Source organism: Pseudomonas anguilliseptica (assembly GCF_021375795.1).
In the GTDB taxonomy this organism is placed as follows: Bacteria; Pseudomonadota; Gammaproteobacteria; order Pseudomonadales; family Pseudomonadaceae; genus Aquipseudomonas; species Aquipseudomonas anguilliseptica_A.
The window spans coordinates 584,224-609,331 of sequence record NZ_JAEIOI010000002.1 but is presented as its reverse complement, the minus strand read 5'-3'; the positions used below and the strand labels follow the sequence as shown (position 1 = coordinate 609,331).

The 25,108-nt window shown below is 61.8% G+C and carries 21 protein-coding genes; 20 read left to right on the top strand and 1 reads right to left on the bottom strand.

Annotated features, from left to right (window positions below):
- Positions 1-21 precede the first annotated feature (21 nt).
- From IOD17_RS10635 to IOD17_RS10570, 14 genes are all read left to right on the top strand, one after another.
- Entirely contained in the window at positions 22-1,686 is a 1,665-nt protein-coding gene (locus IOD17_RS10635) for an AMP-binding protein (protein WP_233685066.1), read from the top strand.
- Positions 1,687-1,752: 66 nt separating this feature from the next.
- A complete protein-coding gene (locus IOD17_RS10630) occupies positions 1,753-2,199 on the top strand; it encodes a hotdog fold thioesterase (protein ID WP_233685065.1) in 447 nt (148 codons plus the stop codon).
- A 146-nt stretch (positions 2,200-2,345) separates the two neighbouring features.
- Positions 2,346-3,155 carry an alpha/beta fold hydrolase gene (locus tag IOD17_RS10625; protein ID WP_233685064.1) on the top strand — a complete coding sequence of 270 codons (810 nt, stop codon included), beginning with the start codon at positions 2,346-2,348 and terminating at the stop codon, positions 3,153-3,155.
- Entirely contained in the window at positions 3,152-4,015 is an 864-nt protein-coding gene (locus IOD17_RS10620; protein WP_233685063.1) for an alpha/beta fold hydrolase, read from the top strand. Before IOD17_RS10625 ends, IOD17_RS10620 begins: the two co-directional genes overlap by 4 nt.
- Positions 4,016-4,066: 51 nt before the next feature.
- On the top strand, positions 4,067-4,729 hold the full coding sequence (locus IOD17_RS10615; RefSeq protein WP_233685062.1) for a glutathione S-transferase family protein: 663 nt from the start codon (positions 4,067-4,069) through the stop codon (positions 4,727-4,729).
- Positions 4,726-5,538, top strand: a complete 813-nt coding sequence (locus IOD17_RS10610) for a DUF4892 domain-containing protein (protein WP_233685061.1) — start codon at positions 4,726-4,728, stop codon at positions 5,536-5,538. Before IOD17_RS10615 ends, IOD17_RS10610 begins: the two co-directional genes overlap by 4 nt.
- A gap of 91 nt (positions 5,539-5,629) precedes the next feature.
- Positions 5,630-6,709: an AI-2E family transporter gene (locus IOD17_RS10605; RefSeq protein ID WP_233685060.1), complete on the top strand. Its 1,080-nt coding sequence runs from the start codon at positions 5,630-5,632 to the stop codon at positions 6,707-6,709.
- 213 nt (positions 6,710-6,922) lie between these two features.
- Positions 6,923-8,455, top strand: coding sequence for a YdgA family protein (locus IOD17_RS10600; protein WP_233685059.1), 1,533 nt, complete (start codon positions 6,923-6,925; stop codon positions 8,453-8,455).
- A gap of 208 nt (positions 8,456-8,663) precedes the next feature.
- Positions 8,664-8,753: a K(+)-transporting ATPase subunit F gene (gene kdpF / locus IOD17_RS10595; protein ID WP_233685058.1), complete on the top strand. Its 90-nt coding sequence runs from the start codon at positions 8,664-8,666 to the stop codon at positions 8,751-8,753.
- Positions 8,754-8,761: 8 nt separating this feature from the next.
- Positions 8,762-10,462 (top strand): potassium-transporting ATPase subunit KdpA, encoded by a 1,701-nt coding sequence (gene kdpA, locus IOD17_RS10590; protein WP_233685057.1) that lies wholly within the window; start codon positions 8,762-8,764, stop codon positions 10,460-10,462.
- A 12-nt stretch (positions 10,463-10,474) separates the two neighbouring features.
- A complete protein-coding gene (gene kdpB, locus IOD17_RS10585) occupies positions 10,475-12,526 on the top strand; it encodes a potassium-transporting ATPase subunit KdpB (protein ID WP_233685056.1) in 2,052 nt (683 codons plus the stop codon).
- A 44-nt stretch (positions 12,527-12,570) separates the two neighbouring features.
- Positions 12,571-13,137: a potassium-transporting ATPase subunit KdpC gene (kdpC, locus tag IOD17_RS10580; RefSeq protein WP_233685055.1), complete on the top strand. Its 567-nt coding sequence runs from the start codon at positions 12,571-12,573 to the stop codon at positions 13,135-13,137.
- Between the two features lie 5 nt (positions 13,138-13,142).
- Positions 13,143-15,797 carry a sensor histidine kinase gene (locus tag IOD17_RS10575; protein ID WP_233685054.1) on the top strand — a complete coding sequence of 885 codons (2,655 nt, stop codon included), beginning with the start codon at positions 13,143-13,145 and terminating at the stop codon, positions 15,795-15,797.
- 10 nt (positions 15,798-15,807) lie between these two features.
- Complete coding sequence (locus IOD17_RS10570; protein WP_233685053.1) at positions 15,808-16,503, top strand: response regulator; 696 nt, start codon at positions 15,808-15,810, stop codon at positions 16,501-16,503.
- 233 nt (positions 16,504-16,736) lie between these two features.
- Here the strand turns inward: IOD17_RS10570 and IOD17_RS10565 are convergent, their stop codons facing one another.
- Positions 16,737-17,762, bottom strand: coding sequence for a patatin-like phospholipase family protein (locus IOD17_RS10565; protein WP_233685052.1), 1,026 nt, complete (start codon positions 17,760-17,762; stop codon positions 16,737-16,739).
- A gap of 244 nt (positions 17,763-18,006) precedes the next feature.
- Here IOD17_RS10565 and IOD17_RS10560 point away from each other — a divergent pair, with 244 nt between their 5' ends.
- From IOD17_RS10560 to IOD17_RS10535, 6 genes are all read left to right on the top strand, one after another.
- Complete coding sequence (locus IOD17_RS10560; RefSeq protein ID WP_233685051.1) at positions 18,007-18,285, top strand: hypothetical protein; 279 nt, start codon at positions 18,007-18,009, stop codon at positions 18,283-18,285.
- Complete coding sequence (locus IOD17_RS10555) at positions 18,285-18,893, top strand: flavin reductase family protein (RefSeq protein WP_233685050.1); 609 nt, start codon at positions 18,285-18,287, stop codon at positions 18,891-18,893. The genes IOD17_RS10560 and IOD17_RS10555 overlap by 1 nt, the downstream gene beginning before the upstream one ends.
- A gap of 186 nt (positions 18,894-19,079) precedes the next feature.
- Complete coding sequence (locus IOD17_RS10550) at positions 19,080-21,044, top strand: HAMP domain-containing methyl-accepting chemotaxis protein (protein ID WP_233685049.1); 1,965 nt, start codon at positions 19,080-19,082, stop codon at positions 21,042-21,044.
- Positions 21,045-21,159: 115 nt separating this feature from the next.
- On the top strand, positions 21,160-22,077 hold the full coding sequence (locus IOD17_RS10545) for an AAA family ATPase (protein WP_233685048.1): 918 nt from the start codon (positions 21,160-21,162) through the stop codon (positions 22,075-22,077).
- The gene (locus IOD17_RS10540; RefSeq protein ID WP_233685047.1) at positions 22,074-23,030 is read left to right on the top strand and encodes a DUF58 domain-containing protein; all 957 of its coding nucleotides are present in this window, start codon (positions 22,074-22,076) and stop codon (positions 23,028-23,030) included. The genes IOD17_RS10545 and IOD17_RS10540 overlap by 4 nt, the downstream gene beginning before the upstream one ends.
- On the top strand, positions 23,027-25,021 hold the full coding sequence (locus IOD17_RS10535; RefSeq protein ID WP_233685046.1) for a transglutaminase TgpA family protein: 1,995 nt from the start codon (positions 23,027-23,029) through the stop codon (positions 25,019-25,021). The genes IOD17_RS10540 and IOD17_RS10535 overlap by 4 nt, the downstream gene beginning before the upstream one ends.
- Positions 25,022-25,108: the final 87 nt, after the last annotated feature.

The window sequence follows — 25,108 nt, the reverse complement described above, 5'->3', positions numbered from 1 at the left end:
AACAACAAAGGAGGAAGCCCTGTGGCTGATGCAATCCGTTTGCCGCTTGAGGTGTTTTATGAGCGTGAAGCTCGGCACCCGAATAAACGCTACATGGTGCAGCCGCTGTCGGGCGGTCAGCTGCAGGAACTGAGTTGGGCCGACGTTGGCGAGCAGGCGCGCCGTGCGGCCAATTGGCTGCGTAGCCGCGAACTGCCGCAGGGCAGCCGCATCGCGATCATTTCCAAAAACTGCGCGCACTGGATCGTCACCGACCTGGCGATCTGGATGGCCGGGCATGTCTCGGTGCCGCTGTATCCCAATCTCACCGCCGAGTCAGTCGGCCAGGTGCTGCGCCATTCCGAGGCGGCGTTGGTGTTCGTAGGCAAGCTGGATGATTGGCCATCCATGTTGGCCGGGGTGCCAGAGGGCGTACCGACCGTCGGTCTGCCGCTGCGTCCGCAGGGTGAATTCAGCTTTGTCTGGGATGATTTGCAGGCCTGTACGCCGATTCAGGATAACCCCAAGCCAGCAGCTGATCAGCTCGCCACCATCATCTACACCTCAGGCACCACCGGCACGCCGAAAGGTGTGATGCACCACTTCAGCAACTTCGGTTTTGCCGCCAGTCATGCCACTGAACTGTTTGGTGTGGGCGAAAATGACCGGGTGCTGTCTTACCTGCCGTTGTGTCACGTGGCCGAGCGCATGTTTGTCGAGTTGGCGTCGATCTACGCCGGGCAGACGATCTTCTTTGCCGAGAGCCTGGACACCTTCCTGGAAGACCTCAAGCGCGCGCGGCCAACGGTGATGTTTGGCGTGCCACGGATCTGGACCAAGTTCCAGATGGGCGTCTACAGCAAGATGTCGGCCGAGAAACTGGATTTCCTGCTCAAGCTGCCGATCATCGGCCGCATCATCGGCAAGAAGGTATTGGTCGGTCTGGGCCTGGATGCCGTGCGCTACGCCCTGTCAGGCGCGGCGCCGGTGCCTGAAGCGCTGCTCAACTGGTACAAACGCCTTGGCCTGGATGTGCTGGAGGTGTACGGCATGACTGAGAACTGCGGTTACTCGCACGTATGCCGGCCAGGCAAGTTCAAGCAGGGTTGGATCGGTCAGAACAGCCCAGGCGTCGAGGTGCGTATCGCCGAGGATGGTGAGGTGCAGGTGCGCAGTGGCGCGACTATGCAGGGCTATTACAAAGACCCGGAAAAGACTGCAGAAACCATCACCCCCGATGGCTTCCTCCGTACCGGTGACAAAGGCGAGCAGGATGCCGAGGGCAATCTGCGCCTGACCGGACGGATCAAGGAAATCTTCAAGACCAGCAAGGGCAAATATGTCGCCCCGGCACCGATCGAGAACCTGCTCGGTGAGCACTCGCGCATTGAGCAGGTGTGTGTGGTTGGCGACGGCATGCCGCAGCCCATGGCGCTTTGCGTGCTGTCCGATGTGGGGCGCAGCGAAGCCAGCAGTGGTCGTGGCGAGTTGGAAAGCAGCCTGAAAAAATTGCTGGAAGAGGTCAATCAGAGCCTCGACAAGCACGAGCGACTGCAACGCCTGGTGCTGGTCAAGGAAGTCTGGGCGGTGGACAACGGCTTCCTTACGCCGACGCTGAAGATCAAGCGCGCGGTGGTTGAAGGCACCTATGGTGAACGCTTTGGCGAGTGGGCCGAACGCAGTGAAGCGGTGCTCTGGCACGAGTGATCAGGTGTGTGGCCGGCATGTGTGTGCCGGCCACATTCTCGCTGAATCGACCCTAAAGGACTGACTATGGCCCTCTGGCAGCAAACCCCGAACCTGGCTCAGCTCAATGGCTTTCTGAAGAACACCATTGGTGAGCAACTGGATATCCGTTTCGATGCTTTTGATGACGAGTCGCTGACCGCCAGCATGGTGGTCGATGCACGTACCCATCAACCCTACGGCCTGCTGCATGGCGGCGCCTCCGTGGTGCTGGCGGAAACTCTTGGCTCCACCGCCAGCCACCTGTGTATCGACAGCAGCAAGTTCTACTGCGTCGGCCTGGAAGTGAACGCTAACCACCTGCGCGGTCTGCGCAGTGGCCGGGTCACCGCAGTGGCGCGGCCGGTGCACCTGGGGCGCACCACCCACGTCTGGGATATTCGCCTGAGTGGCGAAGATGGCAAAGCCAGCTGCATTTCCCGGCTGACCATGGCTATTGTGCCGTTGGGGGAGAATGGCCCAGCGCTGCGTTAATCCGTAGAACCCGCCATTGCCGCTACGGTTGGCGGGCTTCCCATCAGCTTTGGCTACAGTGCCATCATTCACTGGCCGTTTTGTCATTGCCGCATCGACAGGGCTACCGGACAATCATTGGCAACTTTCCAGATAAGCCCGTCGCCATGACCCAGTCCGTATTCTTTGCCCATGCCAACGGCTTTCCCTCGGCCACCTACGGCAAGTTGTTTGCCGCGCTGGCGCCTGATTATTCGGTGCAGCACCTGGAGCAACACGGGCATGACCCGCGTTTTCCGGTGAACGATAACTGGAGCAACCTGGTCGATGAGCTGATTCATCACCTTGAAACCAACACGCAACCGGTCTGGGGCGTCGGCCATTCGCTGGGCGGCGTGCTGCATTACCACGCCGCGCTGTTGCGCCCCGAGCTTTACCGTGGGGTGGTGATGCTCGACTCGCCGGTGCTGACCCTGGCGGACAAAATGGTGATTCGCGCGGCCAAACGCTTCGGCTTTATCGACCGCATCACTCCGGCCGGGCGCACCCTGGGCCGACGTGAAGAGTTTGTCGACCTGGCCGAGGCGCGTGGCTATTTCGCCGGCAAGGGGCTGTTCCGTCGCTTTGATCCAGATTGCCTGGATGCCTATGTGCAGCACGGCCTGCAAGCGACGGGCAACAACCTGCGCTTGCGTTTTGATCCGGCCACGGAAATCAGCATCTACCGCAGCGTGCCGCACACCAGCCCAGGGCGGCCGCAGCAGTTGAAGGTGCCGCTGGCCATGGTGCGTGGCCGGCACAGCCGAGTGGTCATGCCGCATCACGCCCATCTGGTGCGTCGCGTACCGAAAGGTGAGTACCTGACATTGCCGGGTGGGCATATGTTTCCCCTGGAACGGCCGCAAGACACTGCCGAGCTGCTGAAAAAGCTGTTCCAGCGCTGGTCCGGGCACCCTACAAGCGAGCAAAGCGCATGAGCCTGGCATTCGAAGAAGTACGCCTGCGTCTGCCGCATATCGAATTGGCTGCCCATCTGTATGGCCCGGAAGACGGCGTACCGGTGATCGCCCTGCATGGCTGGCTGGACAATGCCGCCAGCTTTTCCCGTCTGGCGCCGCTGTTGCCGAGGCTGCGTATCGTGGCGCTGGATTTCGCCGGCCACGGTCATTCTGATCATCGTCCACCAGGCGGTAGCTACGCCATCTGGGATTATGCCCACGATGTGCTGCAGGTTGCCGAACAGTTCGGCTGGCAGCGGTTTTCCCTGCTCGGGCACTCCATGGGCGCGATTGTTTCGGTGCTGTTGGCCGGCGCGATGCCGGAACGAATTGAGCGACTGGCGCTGATTGATGGGCTGATTCCCTACACCGGTGAAGCTGACACGGCACCACAGAAACTGGGGGAGGCGCTCAAGGCGCAGCTGGCCCTGGCTGGCAAGAGCAAGCCGGTGTATGCCGAGTTCGACCGGGCCGTGCAAGCGCGCATGCGCGGGGTAGGGGCGGTCAGCCGTGAAGCCGCAGAACTACTCGCTCAGCGTGGCCTGATGCCGGTGCCCGGTGGCTACACTTGGCGAACTGATAGCCGTCTGACTCTGCCGTCGCCATTGCGTCTGACCCAAGCCCATGCACTGGCGTTTGTGCGCAGCCTGCAATGCCCGGCCAAACTGGTGATGGCGCAGCAGGGCATGCTGCTGGCGCAGCCAAGCATCTCCCAGCTGGTTGCCGATCTGCCCATTGATGTAGTGCAGCTGCCTGGCGGCCATCACCTGCACCTGGATGACGACAGCGGGGCGGGCTTGGTAGCAGACTGTTTCAAAGCATTCCTGGCTGCGCCTTGACTTGCTGAAGGCAACTGGGGAAAGGTGTGGTCGATACCCACGGAGATACACATGATCGACCTGTATACCGCCGCCACCCCCAACGGCCATAAAGTGTCCATCGCACTGGAAGAGTTGCAGCTGCCCTATAACGTACGGGCACTGAGTTTTGACAAGCAGGAACAGAAGCGCGCCGACTTTCTCAAGATCAACCCCAATGGCCGTATCCCGGCAATTGTCGACCGGGCAAACGACGATTTCGCCGTGTTCGAGTCCGGCGCCATTTTGTTGTACCTCGCCGAGAAAACCGGCCAGTTGCTGCCCAGTGATGTCAAAGGCCGCTCGCGGGTGACCCAGTGGCTGATGTTCCAAATGGGTGGAATCGGTCCGATGCAAGGTCAAGCCAACGTGTTTTTCCGCTATTTCCCGGAAAAACTGCAGGGGCCGATCGACCGTTATCAGCACGAAACCCGCCGTCTCTATGAAGTGCTCGACAGCCGCTTGAGCGAGTCGCAGTACCTGGCCGATGACTACAGCATTGCGGACATTGCCACCTACCCCTGGGTGCGCATCCACGACTGGGCCGGTGTATCCGTCGACGGCCTTGAGCATCTACAGCGCTGGATGGCTGAGCTGGCTGCACGTCCTGCGGTGCAGCGTGGTTTGCTGGTGCCACAGCGCGAAGCTGATGGTGAAAAAGTTGTCAAAGCCGCCCAAGCGATGTTGATCAAATGAACCGCGTTAATCGTTACAGCGTCGGTTTGAGCCTGCTGCTGGTCAGTGCCGTGGTTTGTGCTGATGTTCCAGGCAGCCAGGACCTTGACGTTCTGCCGCGCTTCGCCAATAGCAAGATTGTCAGTTTCAAGAACTTCGCCGAGCAGGAGCGCATCTACCCGCAGGGAGCGATTCGTCGTATCAGTGGCACCTTGCGCTATGAGCGTGAGGTAACGGCCCAGGGCCCGCTGAACGGCGTGACCTATGAGCTGCCACGCACCCACTCGGCCAATGAAGCCTTTGCCAGCGCCCGTGAAGCCTTGCAGGCGCAGGATGCGCAGCTGCTTTACTGGTGTGTGGGCCGTGAATGTGGCTCCAGCAGCCTGTGGGCCAATGCGGTGTTCGCCAACGCCACCCTGACCGGTTCGGATGATCAGCAGAGCTATGCCTTGCTGCGGTTGGCCGCGCCACGCCAGGACAGCCTGCTGGCGCTGTACAGCATCACCCGTGGCAACAAGCGCGCCTATCTGCATGCCGAACTGCTGGCGGCCAATGCGCCGTTGCCTGAGGTATTGCCGACACCGGCCACCCTGCAGCGTCAGCTCAAGGGCAGCGGTGAACTGCGCCTTAGTCAGCAGGTCGAACCCAGCGCGGTCTGGGTAGAACTGTTGGCGCGCACGCTCAAACTCGACAGCACACTGCGCATCAGCATCAGTGGTGCTCAGGCCGAAGCCTGGCGCGAAGCCCTGATTGAACAGCGGGTGCGCGCCAGTCGGCTGGAACTGGGCGAGCCCGATGTCAGCGGTGTGCAACTCAACGTGCTGCGTTAAGCACCCATTTGCCGGTAACCTTGCCGTACTTCACTGCCTCGGCTCTGCCCCTGTGGCAGAGCCTTTTTGCGTTTTGCTGGGAGCTGTTTGAATGGCCAATAACGATCGCCTGCTGGTACAGATCCTGCTGCTGGCCTTGCTGGGCGCCAGCCTATGGGTGTTGGCACCGTTCTGGTCGGCACTCTTCTGGGCGGCGGTACTGTCGTTTGCCAGTTGGCCGGTGATGCGTGTGCTGACCCGGCTGCTCGGCGGCCGTCAGGCGACAGCTGCCGGGGTGCTGACCCTGGTGTGGACTCTGTTGGTGGCGGTGCCACTGGTGATGCTTGGGTTGAACCTGGCCGACCACATCAAGGATCTGACCGGTTTGCTCAAGGATTTTCAGGTGGACGGTCTACCGCCGGCACCGACCTGGTTGGCCGAGGTGCCGCTGATTGGGGAAAACCTACTGGATTTCTGGCAGACCATCGACCAGCAGGGCGCAGCACTGTTTGCCACGGTGCAGCCGTATCTGGGGCAGGTCGGCAACTGGTTGCTGGCGCGCAGTGCGCGGATTGGCGGCGGGATGGTCGAACTGGCCCTGAGCCTGGTGCTGGTGTTCTTCTTCTACCGCGATGGCCCACGTCTGGCGGCCTTTGCCGAGAGCCTGCTGGAGCGCTTGATCGGTGATCGCGCCGAGCATTACCTGGAGTTGGTCGCCGGCACCGTGCAGCGGGTGGTCAACGGGGTAATCGGAACCGCAGCGGCGCAAGCCATTCTGGCCTGGATCGGCTTTACCATCGCCGGGGTACCGGGGGCGCTGATACTGGGCATTCTGACCTTCGGTTTCAGCCTGATCATGGTGCCGCCGCTGATCTGGGGGCCCGCCGTGGCCTGGTTGTTCTGGCAGGGCGAAGTCGGCATGGGCATTTTCCTGCTCGTCTGGGGCTTCTTCGTGATCAGCGGCGTGGACAACATCCTCAAACCGTACCTGATCAGCCGTGGCGGCAACCTGCCACTGATCGTGGTGCTGCTCGGGGTCTTCGGCGGCATCCTGGCGTTTGGCTTTATGGGCCTGTTCCTCGGTCCAACCTTGTTGGCTGTGGCCTATAGCCTACTGAGTGACTGGGTCGGCGCACCGCTTGGTCAGCCGGTAGCGCAACAGTCCGAGAGCCGCGACACGCCGCATAGCTGAAGCCGATAGCTGACAACCCGCCGAGTTGTTCGAGCGGGTTGGCATTTTCAGTGGGTTTCCTGCGACGCCCGCTTGGTCGCCGCCAACTCGGGTGGTAGCCTTGCCGCGCTTTGCAGCAGCCATTGGCGGCTGCACCTCAAGTCATATGCGGTGCCCTTGGCGCTGTCTGTGGCAACAGGGAAGACCCTTAACCAAGCAACGGACATACCCCCCATGAAGAAAATTCTAGGCAGCGCCATCGGCGTTATTGTCGCCCTTGGCGCATTGAGCACAGCTGGCGCCTGGTACACCGGCCAGCAGCTGCCTGAGGTGCTGGATACCTCGATCAAGAAGGCCAACGAGGACATGGCCAAAACCCTGCCAGCCATCGGCTTCAGCGCCACCGTCGAGTTGCTGTCGCTGGACCGTCAGCTGTTCAGCAGCGATGCGCGCTACCGTGTTGAAGTAGCGGGCAGCTTGGATGGTGAAGCAACGACCAACATCGAATGGATCATCACCGATCGCATTGAGCATGGGCCGTTCCCCCTGTCGCGCCTTAAAGCATTCAAATTGCTGCCCGTTATGGCCACCAGCAATTACGCTCTGGAGCGCAGCCCGGCGCTGGACAAGTGGTTCGCCGCCAGCCAGGACGGTGCGCCGCTGCAAGGTCAGGTCAGCCTCGGGTATGACCGCTCGATGCAAGGTGACATGCGCTTGCAGCCGCTGCAGATGGATCTGGATGAGCAGACACGCATCGATTTCAGTGGCCTGAACATCGACTTTGACACCACGGCCGATGCCGAGCAGATTGCCGCCAATGGTTTGATGGACAGCTTCAAGATCAGTGCCAAACTGGCCAGCGATGAGAATCTGCGCATCGAGTTCAAGGGCATGAGCCTGAACAGCAATACCCGTAAAGGTGCCAGTGATTTCTACCTGGGGCAGAACGAGGTGCGCTTGCAGCAGATTGAACTGCAGGTTGGCGAGAACGCCCCCATCCTGTTCAAGGATTTCGTCCAGCGTGATGAAACCAGCGAAGCCAATCAGCAGCTCTCGGCACGTTACAGCTATGACATCGGCATGATCAGCTACCAGGGCACCGATATCGGTTCTTCGCAGATGTACTGGAACGTGAAGAACCTTGATGCCGCCGCGCTGCAATCGATGATTGAGCTCTACGGCACGTTGCTCAAGGACGGTAAGGTCGACAGCGAAACCGGCATGCCACAGCTGACTGACGCGCAAACCGAGCAGTTCAAGGCTGATCTGGAAAAACTGCTGGCTGGCAAACCGGGCCTGGCCCTGGAAAAACTGGCCTTCAAGACCGCCAACGGCGAAAGCAGCTTCAGCTTTGGCTTGGACCTGAACAAGCCGGCGTCCTTCGACCTGCCGGCGCCTGAGCTGGCCAAGCAGCTGATTGCTCAGCTGGATGCCAAACTGCTGGTGTCCAAGGCGATGATTACTGATGTGATTGGCGTGCAGGCCACCCTGGCCGGTGAAACCGACAAGGAAGCGATTGCCCAGCAGGCTGCGATGGTCGGTGAAATGGCCAGCGGTATGGCGGTGGCCAGTGAGCTGGCAGTGTTGCAGGGCGAGGACATCAGTTCCAACCTGCACTACGCCAACGATCAGGTGACCTTCAATGGCAAGCAGATGACCGTGGAGCAGTTCGTCGCGTTGGCCATGAGCAGCGGCAGCGGTTTGGCGGGCATGGGCAATGAAGCGCCAGCTGAGGGCATGCAGCTGGAAGAAAGCCCCATTCAGTAAAGTCTTCAACGCTACGCCCTAGGCGTAGCCGGTGCGGTACAGACGGCCAGACGACCTGTAAAGCAGGGCATCTGGCCGTTTTTTTGCCTGTTGCGCACGATCTTTACGCTTTCTTTATGCAGGGCAGCATCGCCCGCACTCGTTCCTTTACGCCCTGTCTGTCGACAATTTGCTCCAAGCGGTAGTTACCGCAACAAGGAGCAAACACATGAGCATTCTCGACGGGGTGTCCCTGGGCCTGGCCCTGGGACTTTTCATCTATCTGCTGGTTGCGCTGCTGCGCGCCGATCGGGCGTAGGGGCGCATATGCACAGTTACGATTTCATTTTGATCCTGGCGTTCTTCGTCCTGGTTCTGCTGCCGGCGCCCTTTATCGGGCGTTATCTGCACCGTGTGATGGAGGGCGAGCAAACCTGGCTCAGCCCCGCGCTGCAACCGATTGAGCGGCTGTGCTACCGGATCGCCGGTGTCGATAGCAGCCGCGAGCAGGACTGGAAAAGCTACAGCCTGGCGCTGCTGGCCTTCACCCTGGTCAGCCTGTTGACGCTGTTCGCCATCCTGATGCTGCAAGGCAGTTTGCCGCTTAACCCGCAGCAATTGCCGGGGTTGGAGTGGACGCTGGCGTTCAACACTGCCGTGAGTTTCGTCACCAATACCAACTGGCAGGCGTATAGCGGCGAAGCGCAGATGAGCTATTTCAGCCAGATGGTTGGTCTGGGCGTGCAGAACTTCGTCAGCCCGGCAGTCGGTCTGGCCGTGCTGGTGGTGTTCTGTCGCGGCATCGCCCGACGTTCGAGCAACAGCGTTGGCAACTTCTGGGTCGATCTGACCCGCGCCACGCTCTATGCTCTGCTTCCGTTCTGTCTGGTTCTGGCGCTGTTTCTGGTGTGGCAGGGCGTGCCACAAACCTTCCTTGAATACGTCACGGCGCACACCCTGGGAGGCACTGATCAGGTTGTGCCGCTGGGCCCGGCAGCCAGCCAGATTGCCATCAAGCAGCTGGGCACCAACGGCGGCGGTTTCTTCGGCGTCAACTCGGCGCATCCCTTCGAAAACCCCACGGCCTGGAGCAACCTGTTCGAGGTGGCCTCAATCATCCTGATTCCCGCTGCGCTGCTGTTCACCTTTGGCCATTACGTCAAAGACCTGCGTCAGAGCCGCGCGCTGCTGGCGACCATGCTGATTTTGTTCAGTATCGGCCTGGGGGTAACCCTGTACGCCGAGCACCAGCCGAACCCGGCGCTGGCTGCTTTACCGATTGAGCAGAGCGGTTCGCTGGAAGGCAAGGAGGCGCGCTTCGGCAGCACGGCCTCGGCGCTGTGGGCGGCGACGACCACGGCTGCCTCCAACGGCTCGGTGAACGCCATGCACGACAGCTTCAGCGCACTGGGCGGCATGGTGCCGATGTTTAACATGATGCTCGGCGAAGTGATCTTTGGCGGTGTAGGCGCAGGGCTCTACGGCATGCTGCTGTTCGTGCTGATCGCCGTGTTCCTCGCCGGCCTGATGATCGGTCGCACTCCGGAATACCTCGGCAAAAAGCTGGAAGCCGGTGAAGTGCGTCTGCTGGTGGCGACCCTGCTGGTGATGCCTGTTGGCGTGCTGGTACTTGGCGCACTGGCGGCCAGTCTGGCAGGGCCAATGACCTCGGTGAGCAATCCCGGCGCGCACGGTTTTAGCCAGATTCTCTACAACTATACCTCTGGCGCGGCCAACAACGGTTCGGCGTTCGGCGGCTTCGGTGCCAACACGGCGTACCACAACCTGATGATTGGCCTGGCCATGCTCATCGGACGCTTCGGCTACATCCTGCCGATCCTGGCGATTGCCGGCAGCCTGGCGGCGAAGAAGCGTGCACCGCTGGGCAGTAACAGCTTCCCGACCCACGGCCCGCTGTTTGTCACCTTGCTGACCCTGACCATTCTGCTGGTCGGCGGCCTGACCTTCCTGCCGGCACTGGCTTTGGGCCCGATTGCCGAGCACATGACCATGTTTCAGGGCTTCTAAGGGAGAACCATGATGAATGCCCGTATTGAACCGGCGCTGAGCAGCGCCTCGCAACACCCGAAAACCTCCCTTGCGGCGTTGTGGAAACCGGCTCTGCGCCAGGCTTTTGTCAAGCTTGATCCACGCCAGCTGCTGCGCTCTCCGGTGATGCTGGTGGTTGAACTGACGGCCGTGGTGACCACCGTGCTGTGCTTTATCCCCAACCCACAAGTCTCTACCGGCCTGGCCGTGCAGATTGCTCTTTGGCTGTGGTTTACCGTGCTGTTTGCCAACTTTGCCGAGGCGCTGGCTGAAGGCCGTGGCAAGGCCCGTGCCGACAGCCTCAAGGCCGGCAGTCAGGGGCTGAATGCGCGGCGTCAGAAAGGCCAGCAGTTCGAAACCGTGGCGGCCAGCAGCCTGCGCCGTGGCGATATCGTGCGGGTTGAGGCAGGTGAGCTGATCCCTGGTGATGGCGAGGTCATCGAAGGGATTGCGGCGGTCAACGAAGCGGCGATTACCGGTGAGTCTGCGCCGGTCATCCGTGAATCTGGCGGGGACCGTTCGGCGGTGACCGGCAACACCCGGGTGGTCTCCGACTGGTTGCTGGTCAAGATCACCAGCAATCCTGGCGAGTCGACCCTGGACCGAATGATCGCCCTGGTCGAAGGCGCTAAACGACAGAAGACCCCCAATGAAGTGGCGCTGGATATTCTGCTGATCGGCCTGACTTTGATCTTCCTGCTGGTGGTCGCGACGCTGCAGCCGTTTGCTCGCTATGCGGGCGGCAACCTGCCGCTGGTGTACCTGGTGGCGCTGCTGGTGACGCTGATTCCCACCACCATCGGCGGCCTGCTCTCGGCCATTGGTATCGCTGGCATGGACCGTCTGGTGCGCCTGAATGTGATCGCCAAGTCCGGCCGCGCGGTGGAAGCGGCGGGGGACGTGCATGTACTGCTGCTCGACAAGACCGGCACCATCACCTTCGGCAACCGCCGCTGCAGCGCGCTGTACAAAGCGCCGGGGGTATCCGGCAAGCAGCTTAGCGATGCCGCACTGCTGGCGTCGCTGGCGGACGAAACCGCCGAAGGCAAGTCGATTGTCGAATACCTGCGTGCCCTGAGCACCCTGGTTGAGCCTGAGCGCAGTGCGATCAAGTCGATTGCCTTCAGTGCCGAGACGCGCCTGTCTGGTGCCGACTACAACGGCCACAGCTACCGCAAAGGTGCAGTGGATGCGGTGCTGCTTTATCTGGGCATCGAGCGCCGCGACGTGCCGCCGGTATTGGCCCGTGAAATCGAAAAGATCGCCCAGAGCGGCGGCACGCCCTTACTGGTGGCCGGTGACGGTCAGTTGCTCGGCGCCATTCACCTCAAGGATGTGGTGAAACCGGGTATTCGCGAACGCTTTGCCGAGCTTCGTGCCATGGGCATCCGCACTGTGATGGTGACTGGCGACAACCCGCTGACCGCAGCCGCCATCGCCGCCGAAGCGGGCGTGGATGACGTGATTGCCGAAGCCACCCCGGAGAAGAAGCTGCAGCGCATCCGCAGTGAGCAGGCGGAAGGCAAGATGGTCGCCATGTGCGGTGACGGTGCCAACGACGCCCCGGCCCTGGCCCAGGCCGATGTGGGCCTGGCAATGAACGACGGCACCCAGGCGGCGCGCGAGGCGGCGAATCTGGTCGACTTGGACAGTGATCCGACCAAGCTGCTCGACGTGGTGCAGGTGGGCAAGGAGCTGCTGGTGACCCGCGGCGCGCTGACCACCTTCTCGGTGGCCAACGATGTGGCCAAGTACTTCGCCATCCTCCCGGCGCTGTTCACCGGCATCTACCCACAGCTTGGCGCACTCAATCTGATGCAGTTGCACAGCCCGCAGAGCGCCATTCTCTCAGCCATCGTGTTCAACGCACTGATCATCGTCGCGCTGATTCCACTGGCCCTGCGCGGGGTGCGCGTGCAGGCCACCGATGCTGCCAGCCTGCTGCGGCGCAACCTATTGATCTACGGCCTGGGCGGCCTGCTGGCGCCCTTTGTCGGGATCAAGCTGATTGATCTGCTGTTGGTGGCCGTCGGCCTTGTTTAAGCAACCGTGGGGTGGCTATCCACCCCACAAACTGGAGAAACATCATGTTTAAGCAAATCCGCCCAGCCATTAGCCTGCTGGCGTTTATGACCCTGGTCACCGGTGTGGTCTACCCGCTGACCGTTACCGGTGTTGCGCAGCTGGCGTTCCCCGCGCAGGCCAATGGCAGTTTGCTGCGCAGTCAACACGGCGAAGTAGTCGGTAGCGCCTTGCTGGCGCAACCCTTCGAAGGGCCGCAGTGGTTTCAGCCACGCCTTTCAGCCGCTGGCTACGCCACCGTAGCGAGTGGAGCGAGTAACCTGGCGCCGAGCAACCCGGCGTTGGCCGAGCGTATCGCTGCCGATGCGCAGCGCTTGCAGGCTGAAGGTCAGGGTGCAGTGCCCATGCAACTGGTTACCACCTCCGGCAGCGGCCTTGATCCGCATCTGTCACCCGATGCTGCCCGGTATCAGGTCGCGCGGGTTGCTGCGGCCCGTGGTATTCCATCGAGTCGTTTAGAGCGCCTGATCGAGCAGCATGTACAAAGCCCTTTGGTGGGGCCGCCAGTGGTCAATGTGCTGGCGCTGAATCTAGCGCTGGCTGACAATTCGCCTCCTGCCAAAGCTGAGTAACTTGCATGAGTGATGCTGTACGTGCCGATGCCTTACTCAATGAGCTGCCGCCCAGTGGGCGCGGTCGGTTAAAGGTCTTTCTCGGTGCTGCTCCCGGCGTAGGCAAGACCTACGCCATGTTGCAGGCGGCGCAGGCGCAATTGCGCCAGGGCGTCGACCTGCGCGTGGGTGTGGTCGAGACCCACGGCCGTGCGGAAACCGAGGCCATGCTTACCGGCTTGCCACAACAGCCGCAGCGGCGTCTTGAATACCGTGGTGTGGCGCTGAGCGAGATGGACCTCGACGGCATTCTGGCCAAGCCGCCGAAGCTGCTGCTGGTCGATGAGCTGGCCCACAGTAATGCCCCCGGCAGTCGTCATAGCAAACGCTGGCTAGATGTGCAGGAACTGTTGGAGGCCGGCATCGACGTGTACACCACGGTCAACGTGCAGCACCTCGAAGCGCTGAATGATCAGGTACGCGACATCACCGGCGTGCAAGTGCGTGAAACCCTGCCGGACTGGGTGCTGCAGGAAGCCGACGAAATTCTGCTGATCGACCTGCCGCCGCGTGAGCTGCTGGAGCGTCTGCGTGAGGGCAAGGTGTATGTGCCGGAGCAGGCGCGTGCGGCCATCGATGCGTTTTTCAGCCAGACCAACCTCACCGCGCTGCGTGAATTGGCCATGCAGACTGCCGCGGCGCGGGTCGATGCCGACCTCAGTCAACGTTACCGCCAGCAAGGCCAGCAGGCACCCGCAGTACGTGGTCGCTTGCTGGTCGGTATCGATGGTGATGAGCATGCCGAACGCCTGGTGCGGCATGCCTGCCGGGTGGCCGAACGCCGCCATCTGCCTTGGTCGGTGGTGTATGTGGATACCGGCGGCGAGCGCGATGAAACCCGCCTGAGTTACCTGCAGGGCGCGCAGCAGCTGGCAGAGCGCCTGGGTGGTGAAGTGGTCAGCCTGCGTGGCAGCGAGGTGGCGAAAACCCTGATCGAGCATGCCCGAGAACGGCGGGCCAGCCTGATTCTGGTGGGCCGCAGTCGGCAACGCTTGCGGCGTATCTGGCGCCTGGGCCGTGGTTTGGCCGAGCGCTTGCTGCAATTGGGGCAGGGCCTGGAAGTCAGCGTGCTGGACACCCAGGTGAGTCATGCGCCGGCATTGTCGCGGCCGCGCCAACCGCTGGTTTGGCGCCATTACCTGCTGGCCTTGCTCGCCACTGTGCTGGCGTCGGTTGTGGCGCTGGGGTTGTCCCAGGTGCTGGAGCTGCCGAACATCTCGCTGATCATGCTCGCAGCAGTGCTGATGGTGGCGGTGCGCAGCAGCCTCGGGCCGGCCATGGCCTGCGCCGGGCTGTCGTTTCTGGCTTACAACTTTCTGTTTATCCCACCGACCTTGACCCTGACCATTGATCGTCAGCAGGACGTGCTGACCCTGCTGTTCTTTCTGCTTATGGCTGGCCTCACGGGTAACCTGGCCAGCCGGCAGCGTCGGCAGTTGCAAGCGTTACGAGAGACGCAGCACGAGACCAGCGCGCTGCTGGAATTGTCACGCAAGCTGACCGCCGCCACTGATCGGCAGGCCGTGCTGGCCGCGGCGACGCAGCAACTGGCGCTGTGGCAGGACGTGGAAATCGGCCTGCTGTCACGCAGCCAGGATGGTGTGTGGAAAGTCGAGGCGGGTGCACAGCGCTTGCTCACCGACCAGGAACGGGCTGCGGCGGACTGGTCCTGGCAGCACGATCAGCCGGCCGGACTGGGTACCGGCACCTTGCCGGACGGGCGCTGGTGGTGGCTGCCGTTGTCAGGTGAGGAGGGGCCGTTATTGTTGCTCGGCGTCAGCCCCAAGGAAGTCAGGGCCTTACCAGCTGAACGCCGTCGCCTGCTTACGGCGCTGGGCCAGCCCTTGGCCCAGGCGCTGGAGCGTGCGCAGCTGGCGGAAGACCTGGAGGCCGCGCGCTTGCATGGGCAGACCGAGGAGCTACGCAGCGCGCTGTTGGCCTCGGTGTCCCATGACCTGCGCACGCCACTGACCGCCATGCGCGGCTCGATCGACAGCCTGTTGGCGCTGGGTGAGCAGATTCCCCTGAGTGATCGCCGCGAGCTGCTGGAAGGCACCCGTGATGAAGCCGAGCGCCTTGATCGCTATATTCAGAACCTGCTGGACATGACCCGCCTGGGTCACGGCGGCCTGAAACTGGCGCGTGACTGGGTGGCCCCGGCGGATATTGTTGCCAGCGCGCTGCGGCGCTTGCGCCCGGTGCTGGCGTCGCTGCAGGTGCAGTTACAGGTGCCGCAGCAGTTACCGCTGCTCTATGTGCATGCCGCGCTGATCGAACAGGCACTGGTCAATGTGCTGGAGAACGCCGCACGTTTTTCGCCAGTGCAAGGGCGTTTAGCGATAGATGTTGAAGCCGATGCCACGGAACTGCGTTTTAGTGTCAGTGACCAGGGTCCAGGTATTCCCGAGCATGAGCGTACGAAGATTTTCGATATGTTCTACACCGCCGCCCGTGGCGATCGCGGTGGTCAGGGTACGGGCTTGGGCCTGGCAATCTGCCAGGGCATGCTCGGTGCGCACGGCGGCCGAGTGACGGTAGGAGAGGGCCTCGACGGCCTGGGCGCAAGCTTGGTGCTGCACCTGCCGTTGCACGCCCAGCCGCAAATGGAAGAAGAACAGTGATGGATAGCCAATGAGCCAAAACCCCGCGACCATTCTGGTTATCGATGACGAAGCACAGATTCGCAAATTCCTGCGTATCAGCCTCGCGGCCCAAGGCTACAAGGTGCTGGAAGGGGCTACTGGGCAGGAAGGCCTGGCTCAGGCCGCGCTGGGTAAACCGGACCTGGTTGTGCTCGACCTCGGCCTGCCGGATATGGATGGCCAACAGGTGCTGCGTGAGCTGCGTGCCTGGTCACAGGTGCCGGTGCTGGTGCTGTCGGTACGCGCCAGCGAAGGCGAAAAGGTGTTGGCGCTGGATGGTGGTGCCAATGACTACGTGACCAAGCCGTTTGGCATTCAGGAGTTTCTCGCCCGCGTGCGCGTGCTGCTGCGCTTGTCTGGTGGTGTGGAGCAGGCCAGTGCGGCGGTTAGCAGCGGCCCGCTGCAGGTGGATTTCGCTTATCGGCGGGTCAGCCTGGATGGCGTCGAGATCAGCCTGACCCGTAAGGAATATGCGGTGTTGGCACAATTGGCCAAGCATATCGGACGGGTGGTGACCCAGCAGCAATTGCTCAAGGACATCTGGGGGCCGACCCACGGCGAGGACAGCCACTACCTGCGCGTGGTGGTCGGCCATTTACGGCAGAAGCTTGGAGACGATCCCACCGCGCCGCGTTTTATCGTCACCGAGGCCGGGGTTGGCTATCGGCTGCGTGAATCGGCGTAAGGCTTACGATCTGCTGCGCGTCGGCCCTGCTGCGTTAAAAACAGGCTCGGAATGCTCATGTACAAAAGTACACTCCGCTTGGTTCGCTACGCTCATCCTTCGGGCCAGCCTGCGGCTGTTACTTCGCTTCGCTGCGTTTCTCGCCTGTTTTGACCAGCCGAAGGCTGTTACTGGCTAGCGCCTTGCAGGACTCTAGCTCGCGAGATCTCAAACAGTTTTGTTTAGAGCAACCCTTAACGGTCGCCACGTTCGTACTTATCGAGGGTATCGCTGGCGATCTGCCGGCCGAGCATGATCAGCTCTGGCGCCTTGTAGAACTCGAAGAAGCGGCACACGCGCTTGGGCACGTTGATCAGAATGTCCGGCGGATAGCCGGCGATTTTGTATTGCGCCAGTGAGGTCTGCATTACCTCGAAACTCTGGTTGATCAACTCCAGCAATGAGGCTGGACCGCTGAGGTCGGCGACCCGTGAGCCGCTGGCAGACTTAGGTGCTGCCGCTTTGTCCAGGCTGCCACGGGCATTCTGTTGCCAGGGGTTGATCGCTTCAGGCTGCACGGCATGGCTTTGGTCTTCCAGCAGAAGCAGGGCATCGTCCTCGCCCTGTTTGCGTTTGAACGAGGGCAGGCGCGAGCCGAGGGAACTCATCAGCAGGTCGAAGCGCCCCTTGAGTGCCGGTGTGCGTTCGATCACCGGCAGCTCGTAGTGCTGCTGGTTGGTCGAGTTGAGGTTGACCGCGATGATGAGGTCGCAGTGGCTGGACACCACCGGCACGATGGGCAGCGGGTTGAGCAGGCCGCCATCAACCAGCATGCGTTTGCCTTGCACCACCGGGGTGAAAAGGCTGGGAATTGCCGCCGAGGCCCGCATGGCCTGGTGCAGGCAGCCCTCCTGGAACCAGATTTCCTGCTGGTTGGTCAGGTCGGTGGCCACGGCGGTGAAGGGGATCGGCAGCTCTTCAATATTGATCTCACCGACTATTTCGCGAATTTTGCCGAAGACCTTCTCACCACGAATCGCGCCCAGACGAAAGCTCACATCAAGCAGACGCAGTACATCCAGATAATCCAGGCTCTGCGTCCATTCACGGTACTCGTTAAGTTTGCCGGCAGCGTAGATACCGCCAACCACTGCGCCCATGGAACAGCCGGCGATACAGGCGATTTCATAGCCACGGGCTTCCAGCTCTTCAATCACGCCGATGTGTGCATAACCACGCGCACCACCGGAGCCCAGTACCAGCGCAATGCGCTTGCTCATCCTGATATCCCCATCACTATTCATAGCGCGAACATACGCGCCGCGCGGTGCGACGCCAAGGCGCGATTTGCTAGTATCCAGCGCATTCGAGTTTACGCGCTGTGGCTTGCTAGAACGGTTGCAAGGGTGTTGGCACTTTTGCCCGTTCTGCGCGTCTTAGTGGCTGTATTGATGCATCGCGCTGATTGCTGACGATGCACCAGATGTTGAGTGATTTGTCTGTCTATCTTGCAGGAGTTACCTGATGAAACTGTGGATCGTGTTGCCCATGTTGCTGCTGGTACTCAGCGGCTGTGCGGGTAAAACTGCTTACCGCAACACCTGCGCCAACCAGCTGGATGCCGCCTGGCGCGAGCTGGACCTGGCCAAGGCGGAAGGTTTTGCCGGCACGGTGAGCTATTCCAAGGCGCTGTCGCTGCTCACAGCGGCGAAAACCCAGCAGCAGTTCGAGGGCTACAAGGGCTGTACGGCGAAGTCCGAGCGCGCCCGTTTCTATATCCGTGAGTCGCGAGCAGGTCGCTGATGCAACTGGATTTCAAGGCCCTCGCGCCGCTTGAACGCTACCGCTGGTTGGCGTCGACCATTACCCCGCGGCCGATTGCCTGGGTTTCCACGCAATCGGCTGAGGGCATCAGCAACCTGGCGCCGTTCAGCTTCTTCCAGGTGATCAGTGATGACCCGCCAACCTTGCTGGTCAACGTCAATCACCGTGCCGATGGCAGTCTGAAGGACACCCTGCTGAATGTGCAGGCCAACGGCGAGTTGGTGATTCAACTGGTGTCCTTTGCCCAGGCGGAGGCGATGAATGCCAGTGCGGCGGTTTTGCCTTATGGCATCAGCGAGTTTGAACAGTGCGGTATCCCCAGCCTGCCTTCGCAGCAGCTCGCGGTGCCACGGGTCGCCGGGGCGGCGGTGGCTTTTGAGTGTCGGGTGGCGCAGATCCAGGCCTACCCAGCGGATAAGCCCAATTGTCATCTGATTTTCGCCGAGGTGCTGTTGGCGCATATCGATGATGCGGTGCTGGACGAACGGGGCCGTATCGATGCGCAAAAACTCGATCTGGTCGGGCGTCTGGGCGGTATGGCCTACACCCGCACCCGCGACACCTTCGAGATGCGACGCCCCAGTTAGCTCTGATCGTGGCCGGCACCTGCGGGGTGTCGGTCAAGCGCGATCAGGCGAAAAACGACCTCTGTTTAGCTGTTAGCACCACGTGGCGGTCTGCTGGCTTGTCGCCAGCACGGCTGTGCTCCTATGTTGCCAACTTTGAATGCAGGCAGCGCCGGGCTGCCTTGTGGTCATTCGGCAGGGGGAGCTATGTGGACTGTGGTGCAGCGGCAGGTCGCCAGTTTCAGCACGGCAAGCAAACTGGCCTCGGGCTTTGGCATTGTGCTGGCGCTCACAGCGCTGGTGGCGGCCACCGGGTTTCTGGCGTTGCGCGATGTCAGTGCGCGCTCGGCGCTGCTGGAACGCATGAGCGCGATCAATAGCCAGGTCATGCAGATCCGCCGCAGCGAGCAGGATTTCGTCCTAAGTGGCGATAAACAGCACGCCACCCGGCTGTACGAACAGGCGCAGCAGATTGTCGATGCCAGTGCTGCGCTACAGGCTCTGTTGCCGGAGGCTGAACGGGCCGGGTTGGATCAGGTGGCCGAGGCTATGACGGCCTATCGCGCTGCGTTCAATCGTTATGTCGAGCAGAGCGACAATATGCGTCTGTCGCTGGAAGCCTCGACCTGGCTGGTGGTCAGCGCGTCCAACAGCCTCGATCTGCTTAAAGACGGTCTGGCCGAAGACGGCGTCGACTTGCTCAAAAGCAGCCAGGGCCAGCAGGGCGGTGAGTCGGTGATGCAGGCGGGGCAGATCAGTCAGGTACATCAGCTGCTGTTGCGCGCCCTGGATCAGGCGCGCGTGTTGCTGGAGCAGAGTCGCAGCAGTGGCGAGGCGATTCCTACCCGCATTGAGGAAGCCGTTGATGCGCAGGCGTTGGCCGGTGAATTGCGTGATGCCATGACCGATCCCGGTTATGCCGCGGTGCTGGCCGAAGTGATCGGTAACGTCAATTCCTTCAATGATCGGCTGGGCGAATACACCGGGCTGCTGCAGCAGCAAAAGCGCGAGTACCAGAATCTGGTGGAGCAGGCCGGGCGTATCCTCAGTCTGGTTGATCAGGCCTATGCCCGGCAGAAAGCCGGCTTGCACGGGCAACTCCAGAGCAGCACCTGGCTGATTGTGGTGGCCACGGCGCTGGCGCTGTTGATCGGTCTGCTGGCGACGCTGACCATCACCGTGCTGATCGTGCGCCCGCTGAAGCAGGTAATCGAGCAGGCACGCAGCATTGCCGAAGGGGATCTTAGCGGGCAGATCGAGGTACAGCGCGGTGATGAGGTCGGTCAGCTGCAAACGGCCATGCAGACCATGTCGCGCAACCTGCGGCAGATGGTCGGCCGGTTGCAAGGTGGTGTGCAGCAGATTTCTGCCGCCGCGCAATCACTCTCGGCCAGTACCGAGCAAACGCGTCAAGGCGTCATCGGACAGAAGGTCGAGACTGATCAGGTCGCCACCGCCATGAGTGAAATGACGGCCACCGTGCACGATGTGGCGCGCAATGCCGAGGCGGCAGCGGCCTCCACCGAGCAGGCAGATCGTCGAGTCAGCAGCGGGGTGGCTGTGGTGCAGCAGACCATTGGCCGGATTAATCAATTGGCGAATGCCATGCAGACCACTACCCAGAGCATCGAGCGACTCAGTCAGGACACCCAGCGTATCGACTCGGTGCTGGATGTGATCAAGAGTGTGGCCGAGCAGACCAGCCTGCTAGCGCTGAATGCCGCCATCGAAGCTGCCAGGGCCGGCGAGCAGGGCCGAGGTTTTGCTGTGGTAGCCGACGAGGTACGTGCTCTGGCGCGGCGTACTCAGCAGTCCACGGCGGAGATAGAAGGGCTGATCGCCACCCTGCGCGAGGGTACTCGTCGTTCGGTAGAAGACATGCGCCAGAGCGGTTCGCTGGTGACTCAGACGGTGGCGGATGCCAGTCAGACCGAGGGCGCTCTGGCGGAAATCGCTGCAGCAGTCAGCCAGATCTTCGAGATGAACCAACAGATTGCCGCTGCCGCCGAACAGCAGACAGCGGTGGCGGAGGAAATCAGTCGCAGCGTGACCTCGATTCGCGACATTGCTGATCAGTCCGCGCTGGCCATGGATGATTCGGCTGACTCCAGCAGCCAGTTGGCTGGTCTGGGCCGCGAGTTACAGGGTATGGCAGCAGATTTTCGTCTGTGAGTACCTGCGATGTGCGTCGCAGCTGAGGCAAAAGATTCGTGAGCAAAGGTAACTTTGCTCTTTGCCGGTCCCGTGCTGCCCAGTAGCATCGATCCACTTGCATAAGGAGTGAGCGATGCGCACGAAATTAGATGCCTGTCTGGACTCGATCAATCAGGTGGTTCTGGGCAAGGAGGCGCAGGTTCGTCTGGCCATGACCTGCCTGTTGGCGCGTGGCCACCTGCTGATCGAGGACTTGCCTGGCATGGGGAAAACCACCCTCAGCCACGCCCTGGCCAAGGTATTGGGCCTGAGCTTCCAGCGCATCCAGTTCACCTCCGACCTGCTGCCCGGCGACATCCTCGGCACCTCGGTGTTCGACAAGGACACCGGGCAGTTCATCTTCCATCCGGGGCCGATCTTTGCCGAGTTGGTGCTGGCCGATGAGATCAACCGTGCTACGCCGAAAAGCCAGAGTGCGCTGCTCGAAGCCATGGAGGAGGGCCAGGTGACCATCGAGGGCGCGACCCGGCCACTGCCCGAACCCTTCTTCGTGATTGCCACGCAGAACCCGGTGAGCCAGGGCGGTACCTTTGCGTTGCCCGAGTCGCAGCTTGACCGTTTTCTGATGCGCCTGTCCCTGGGCTATCCCGGCAAGGCAGCGGAAAAATCCCTGTTGCTCGGTGACTCGCGGCGTTCGCTGTTGCCGACCCTGCCTGCGCTGTTGGATCACCGCGAACTGGCCCTGGTGCAGGCGGAAATCCCCAAGGTGCGTGCCAGTGATGCGCTGATCGATTATGTGCTGCGGCTGGTCGATGCCACCCGTACCCAGCCGCAATTCGCCTGGGGCTTGTCACCACGGGCCAGTCTGGCGTTGTTGGCGGCGGCGCGGGCCTGGGCTTTCCTCGCTGGGCGTGATTATGTGATTCCGGAAGATGTGCAGGCCGTGCTGCCCTCGGTGGTTGGCCATCGCCTGCGTGAACGCGCCGACCCGGCCGGGCATGGTGCCGGTAGCCTGGTGCAGTGGTTGCTGCGTGAGGTGCCAGCGCTTTGATCGCCCAGCTCCGACCACGCTGGAACCGCTGGCTGGCCCGGCGGATTCCGGCTGCGGCCAGCGTGCGGCTGAATCAGCGGCGAATTTTTATCATCCCCAGTCGGGTCGGTGCGGCTTTTATGCTGGCGCTGTTGTTGATGCTGCTGGCGGCGATCAACTACCAGAACAGCCTGGCCTATGGCCTGACCTTCCTCCTCGCCTCGGTGTTTATCGTGGCCATCCTGCATACCTACCGCAACCTGGCTGGGCTGATCCTCAAGGCCGGTACTGCGCCGGCGGTATTTGTCGGTGAGCCCGCCAGTTTTCGTGTGCGTCTGGAAAGCAGCCAGCGACCCCATCAGGCCGTCAGTCTGGGCTGGCCACCGGCCGATTTACAGACCCTGGATGTGCCGGCGCAGGGTGTGAGCGAATCTCAGCTAAACCTGCCGGCGCTGCAGCGCGGCTGGCTACGGCCGGGTCGTCTGCGAGTCGAGAGCCGTTTCCCGCTGGGGATTCTGGTGGCCTGGAGCTGGGTCGATCTGGATCAGCAGGTGCTGGTCTACCCACGGCCTTTGCCGGGTGATTTGCCGCTGTCCGCCGGAGCCAGTGAGGATCAGGACGAGGAGGGCAGCCGGCCCCATGGCCAGGGTGTAGATGACTATCAGGGGCTGAAGACCTATCAGCCGGGCGACTCCAAACGCCGCTTGCACTGGAAAGCCTACTCCCGAGGCCAAGGCCTGTTGGTCAAGGATTTTGCCTCGATCAGCGGGCGTGATCTGTACCTGGATTTCGATGCCTTGGCCGGTGATGTGGAAACGCGCCTGTCGCTGCTCTGCCATTGGGTGTTGCAGCTGTCCGAGCGGCAGCAGCCGTTTGCCCTGAGCCTGCCGGGTCAGGTGCTGGGCGCCGACAGTGGTGAGCTGCACCGCGATGCCTGCCTGCGCGCCCTGGCGCTGTTCGGGCGTGCGCCATGAGCCGGCTTAGCACGATTCCGCGCATCAGCCTGACGTGGCTGTTGGTGGCGCAGGTGCTGGTGATCATCCCCCATCTGACGCATTTACCGCTGTGGATTATCGGCCTGTGGCTGGGCAGCGCCGCCTGGCGCATCCAGATTTTCCGCATGCGCGCGCGCTACCCGAATGCCTGGGCCAAGAGCGGGTTGATGCTGGCAGCAGCTGTTGGGGTGTTTCTCTCCCGTGGCAGCCTGATTGGCCTGGATGCCGGGGTGGTGCTGTTGGTTGCGGCTTTTGTATTGAAACTGCTGGAGATGCGTACGCGGCGTGATGCGCTGGTGCTGGTGTTTCTGGGCTTCTTTGTGGTGGTCACCGCCTACCTGTTCGATGACAGCATGCTGATGGCTTTTTACAGCCTGTTGCCGGTGACGGCATTGTTGGCCGCACTGATCGGCTTGCAGCAGAGCAGCCTGGCCGAGCAACCCTGGCCGACCGCACGCCTGGCCGGTGGGATGCTCCTGCAGGCGCTACCGGTGATGTTGCTGTTGTTTGTGTTCTTTCCGCGCATGGGGCCGCTGTGGTCCTTGCCGGTGCCGAATGACAAGGCCACGACTGGGCTGTCGGACAGCATGGCCCCGGCGGATATCGCCGATTTGAGTCGCTCTGCAGCGCTGGCTTTTCGCGCCAGTTTCGAGGGGCAAACGCCGCCGCGCAGTGAGCTGTATTGGCGTGCGTTGACTCTGGATCGTTTCGATGGACGGCGCTGGTCACAGTCCGACTACGCCGAGTTCGCTCCAGGCGCGCAGTGGCTCAAGCAAGGTGAGGCGCTGAGCTACAGCATTGTCATGCAGCCCAGTTCACAGCGCTGGTTGTTTGCCCTGGATGTGGCGCAAACCTCGCTGGAGCAGACCCGGCAGATGAGTGATTTTCGCCTGCAACGCCGTCAGCCAATGGATCGCTCGCTGATCTATCAGGTCACCTCCTGGCCGCAGGCGCAGCGTGAGTTGCAGCCGCCCCAGGAGGCCCTGCGCCGCGCCTTGCAGTTGCCCGATCAGGGCGAACCACGCAGCCGTGCCTGGGCCGCTCAGCTCAAACGTGAACATGCACAACCCGAACAGCTGGTGCAGGCGCTGCTCCGCCACTTCAATCGTGAACCCTTTGCCTACACCCTGACCCCGCCAACCTTAGGGGTGAACAATATCGATGATTTTCTGTTCGAGACCCGTAGCGGCTTTTGCGCCCACTATGCCGGGGCCATGACCTATGTGCTGCGTGCCGCTGGTATCCCGGCGCGGGTGGTGGCCGGTTATCAGGGCGGCGAGTACAACCCCGCGGGCAACTATGTGCAGGTGCGCCAGTTCGATGCCCATGCCTGGGTCGAATACTGGCAGGCGGGGCAAGGCTGGGTCAGTGTTGATCCGACCTTCCAGGTGGCCCCTGAACGGGTGGAAATGGGCCTGGAGGAAGCTTTGGCTGGGGAGCAGAGCTTTCTTGAGGACTCGCCTTTTTCGCCGCTGCGTTATCGCAACCTCAGCTGGTTGAATGAACTGCGCCTGGCCTGGGACAACCTCAACTACGGCTGGCAGCGTTGGGTGCTGGGTTATCAGAGCCAGCAGCAGCTGGAGTTTCTCCAACGCTGGCTGGGCCGGGTGGATGCTCAGTCGTTGGTGTTCGGCCTGGTGGGTGGCGGTGGCCTATTGCTGGGTTTGCTGGCGCTGTGGCTGTTCAAACCCTGGCAGCGCGAGCGCGATGTGCAGCAACGGCTGTTCCGTCGTTTCGAAACCTTGCTGGCGCGTCATGGTGTGCCACGCAAGCCCGGCGAAGGGCCGCGCGATTATGCTGCGCGGGCTGCGCAGCAGTTACCCGAGCAGGCCCAGGCAATTGCTGCGTTTGCCGCCGCGTTCGAGGCGCAGCGTTATGCCGGGCAGGCGCTGGCGCCGGCTCAATTGCGCATGCACCTGAATATGCTGCGCAAGGCCTTGCCTTGGCGTTTTACCCGTCTGGAGCCCTAGTGCCGGCTTGTTTGGTGGTCGCGTGTCTGCTGCGGTAATACACGCGACCATTGGCCACTTGTAGGCGCTGGGGTTGCGCATAAGCTG

Bases quoted from the DNA above. Each gene is read 5' to 3' on its own strand.
- kdpF (WP_233685058.1), top strand. From the start codon at position 8,664: ATGAGCATTCTCGACGGGGTGTCCCTGGGCCTGGCCCTGGGACTTTTC.
- kdpC (WP_233685055.1), top strand. From the start codon at position 12,571: ATGTTTAAGCAAATCCGCCCAGCCATTAGCCTGCTGGCGTTTATGACC.
- IOD17_RS10625 (WP_233685064.1), top strand. From the start codon at position 2,346: ATGACCCAGTCCGTATTCTTTGCCCATGCCAACGGCTTTCCCTCGGCC.
- IOD17_RS10565 (WP_233685052.1), bottom strand. From the start codon at position 17,762: ATGAGCAAGCGCATTGCGCTGGTACTGGGCTCCGGTGGTGCGCGTGGT.
- IOD17_RS10550 (WP_233685049.1), top strand. From the start codon at position 19,080: ATGTGGACTGTGGTGCAGCGGCAGGTCGCCAGTTTCAGCACGGCAAGC.
- IOD17_RS10610 (WP_233685061.1), top strand. From the start codon at position 4,726: ATGAACCGCGTTAATCGTTACAGCGTCGGTTTGAGCCTGCTGCTGGTC.
- IOD17_RS10615 (WP_233685062.1), top strand. From the start codon at position 4,067: ATGATCGACCTGTATACCGCCGCCACCCCCAACGGCCATAAAGTGTCC.
- IOD17_RS10555 (WP_233685050.1), top strand. From the start codon at position 18,285: ATGCAACTGGATTTCAAGGCCCTCGCGCCGCTTGAACGCTACCGCTGG.
- IOD17_RS10545 (WP_233685048.1), top strand. From the start codon at position 21,160: ATGCGCACGAAATTAGATGCCTGTCTGGACTCGATCAATCAGGTGGTT.
- IOD17_RS10560 (WP_233685051.1), top strand. From the start codon at position 18,007: ATGAAACTGTGGATCGTGTTGCCCATGTTGCTGCTGGTACTCAGCGGC.
- kdpB (WP_233685056.1), top strand. From the start codon at position 10,475: ATGAATGCCCGTATTGAACCGGCGCTGAGCAGCGCCTCGCAACACCCG.
- IOD17_RS10620 (WP_233685063.1), top strand. From the start codon at position 3,152: ATGAGCCTGGCATTCGAAGAAGTACGCCTGCGTCTGCCGCATATCGAA.
- IOD17_RS10570 (WP_233685053.1), top strand. From the start codon at position 15,808: ATGAGCCAAAACCCCGCGACCATTCTGGTTATCGATGACGAAGCACAG.
- IOD17_RS10600 (WP_233685059.1), top strand. From the start codon at position 6,923: ATGAAGAAAATTCTAGGCAGCGCCATCGGCGTTATTGTCGCCCTTGGC.
- IOD17_RS10575 (WP_233685054.1), top strand. From the start codon at position 13,143: ATGAGTGATGCTGTACGTGCCGATGCCTTACTCAATGAGCTGCCGCCC.
- IOD17_RS10605 (WP_233685060.1), top strand. From the start codon at position 5,630: ATGGCCAATAACGATCGCCTGCTGGTACAGATCCTGCTGCTGGCCTTG.
- kdpA (WP_233685057.1), top strand. From the start codon at position 8,762: ATGCACAGTTACGATTTCATTTTGATCCTGGCGTTCTTCGTCCTGGTT.
- IOD17_RS10535 (WP_233685046.1), top strand. From the start codon at position 23,027: ATGAGCCGGCTTAGCACGATTCCGCGCATCAGCCTGACGTGGCTGTTG.
- IOD17_RS10630 (WP_233685065.1), top strand. From the start codon at position 1,753: ATGGCCCTCTGGCAGCAAACCCCGAACCTGGCTCAGCTCAATGGCTTT.